The 2,710-nt window shown below is 44.2% G+C and carries 2 protein-coding genes; one reads left to right on the top strand and one right to left on the bottom strand.

Features of this window, described 5'->3' with window-relative positions; genetic code table 11:
• Positions 1-153: 153 nt before the first annotated feature.
• Entirely contained in the window at positions 154-1,023 is an 870-nt protein-coding gene (locus tag K8R76_07060) for a hypothetical protein (GenBank protein MCD4847932.1), read from the bottom strand.
• 239 nt (positions 1,024-1,262) lie between these two features.
• Here K8R76_07060 and K8R76_07055 point away from each other — a divergent pair, with 239 nt between their 5' ends.
• Entirely contained in the window at positions 1,263-2,402 is a 1,140-nt protein-coding gene (locus K8R76_07055; GenBank protein ID MCD4847931.1) for a hypothetical protein, read from the top strand.
• Positions 2,403-2,710 lie beyond the last annotated feature (308 nt).

Raw genomic sequence — 2,710 nt, 5'->3', positions numbered from 1 at the left:
TAGCTCTTACAGTGAGTAGGTCACTGATGTTGTATGATTCTCCGTCAACAGGTTCTGTAATTGTAAGGTTGGTGGTGGATATCAGGATTGCTGCAAGGAAAATCCCTGAATTCATTCTGTTCTCCTGTTCATGTCTGTAACCAAAGGCTGTCCTTATCCTCCCAGCACTGCTGCACACCATGAGAATGCTCTTGCCTTTATTTGATCCTCATTCTTGAAGATTATGGCGTAATCGCCGAGTATAGATGAGAGTTCTTCCATGCTGATGAATTCAGAGAAAGGACTTTCCTGAAAGTGTTCCACGGATTCGAATTTATAGCACCAGTTCATATCGCAGGAGGTTCTCTCGAACACTGAACGAGCTGCTTCGTAGTACTGCACCGCGTCCTGAATGTTTCCCTCCTGAAAAGCAACCATGGAAGCCGCATGAGCAGCAATCAGAAACCTGCAGGACATCTCCTCGTTGTTGTAGTACCTTACAGGATACATGACATTATCCAGGGTTTCAGCAGCCAGTCCGATTTCACCCGTTTCAAGGAGCGAGTCTACCAGTAACAGTTGATCAACTGAATAATCTTCATTTACTGAATCAAAAGGATCAAGTATTAGAGTCTCCGGATTCCAGCTGTAGAATACGATGTTAGTCGACATGCTGTAGGGATATTGTGAGGCTACTACTACAAGGCCTTCCTCCTCATCGAACCAGGAATAAGTTTTAACCGGATTCATGTACATGCTGAATGAAGTTGAACCAAGGTACAGGGTATCTTCCCCGTACCCTATCAGTGCAAGTTCAGGTCCATCCATCGGTTCACCCACAACGAGAAGGTCAAGACTGTCCAACCCTTCAGGCAGCAGTTCTGCGGGAAAATCCTGAATGTTTATCACATCCGGGCTGCCTTTACTGATCTCCCATTCTTCCAGATAGAATCCGGAATCTTCAGCAAGGGACGGTGATATATTAAGTAAAAGAATTGCCAGCAAAAAGAAGCCGAACAGTGACACGCAGTGTATTTTTATCATAAGAACTCCTTTAGGGAACTACCGTAGAACAATACCGAAATAGAAATGAGGATTCAAGGTAGTGCGATGATACACATCTCAAGTTAGAATACATTGAATAGAAGGTCTAGAGGATGGATTGAAGTACATGTCTGCCTAATATCCACTCAGCAATAGTGCTTTTCAGATAAGCTCATGAAATGGAAAAAGATGGAATTTTTTCCGATTAGATCAGTAATACAGGAAAGAAAGGGAATACCATGCCTGGAAGAATGATAATGCTTCTGTTAATGATGATAGCAATTTCCACTCTAACCGTTAACGCTGAACCATGGTTCGCAGACCTGGAGGCGTCAATTGAAGATTTGCCATGGATATACGAAGCCACCGTTCTAAGTGTTGAAAACAGTTCAGTTACCATTATCGTGAAGATAGTCTTCCTTGGAGATGCGCTTGCCGGCGATACCCTCAGTATCGATTTCTGGGAGATGGGTACAAGTATGGCCTATGAACTGGCAGAGGGTCAGGAAATCCTCCTCATTCCTGACAGCAGCGGGGATCTTCAGATTGCGGGATTTCCAGGTAACGGTTTCTATTTACTCAAAGGTTATTACGATTTCAATGCTTTCTTCACCAGTCCGGGTGTTCTCAGTAGAGAAGAGCTTGGGATACTCTGTTCCGGTGAATCTCTGAATGAGAGAATAGTATTGATTGATATCTGGTTCGCCGGAGGTAGTCAATTCCTCGATGCGAGAGCTACCGAAACGGAAGAGGGCTGGCACGTCGAATCACATTTCCCGGTTCTGCATAAACTCGATCTTTCAGAATCGCAGCTGCGGCTCGGAGGAATGGACAACCAGCTGCTCGAACCATCTGTATACATCACAATCCCGACTGATGATGGAAACCATCTATCTCTATCGGGAAGGGTCATGTCCTGCTCAGAGAATATTTACAGTTGCAGAGTATATCCGACAGCTCCTGTAATCAGAACTGTTGAAGATCTATCTCTTTACGTGTCAGATGGAGTTCTTCCGGAACCACCGGTGCTTGATATTGAGATAATCGGAGCGGATCCCGTGGATCTTGACCTTCCGGAAGAACCTTTCCTGACAACTGATGAATGGGGCAATCTGATGCTAAGTGGCAGGAGCGGTCTTCTTCCGATTAACTCAATCTACATAATGGACCCCAACAGAAGACCCACCATAGGATTCGGCAGTATCAGAGACAATGCTACTTCTGTCTTCCTCGACTTCAGCGAGCTGCCGGAAGGCCCATCGGGTCATCTTGCCACAGACATAATCGATATGCTTGAAAAGGGAGTGGTAGAGGGAAGTATTGGTATCAATTACTCATCGAATATCTCGCGGTTCAAACTATATGTCAGGAGACAGTAATATCCAGTATCCCTGATGTTCATCTTTCCAGACGCTTCAATTCTTCAAGATATTACTCAAACTTCTTTGATCTACCTTGCATTTAAACTCATACCTTATTTTAACAGCAGCTGTTAAACAACGCTTTTCGCAGCGTTAGTGTGCATTAGTTTACTATATGATGTCAAGATAACCGCCTTGACCCCCAGTATCCTGTACTGTATTCTAAAACTGTTAAACCAGAAAGAGAATTGAGCGGCAGCTGTTCAATCATTGTTGTGCATACTAAGGAAAACCATGAACATAGGATTCTTGGCCTCACATAATGG

The organism is Candidatus Aegiribacteria sp. (assembly GCA_021108435.1).
Taxonomy (GTDB): domain Bacteria; phylum Fermentibacterota; class Fermentibacteria; order Fermentibacterales; family JCC-6; genus Aegiribacteria.
This window is presented reverse-complemented; position numbering and strand designations above follow the sequence as displayed.

Bases quoted from the DNA above. Each gene is read 5' to 3' on its own strand.
- K8R76_07060 (MCD4847932.1), bottom strand. From the start codon at position 1,023: ATGATAAAAATACACTGCGTGTCACTGTTCGGCTTCTTTTTGCTGGCA.
- K8R76_07055 (MCD4847931.1), top strand. From the start codon at position 1,263: ATGCCTGGAAGAATGATAATGCTTCTGTTAATGATGATAGCAATTTCC.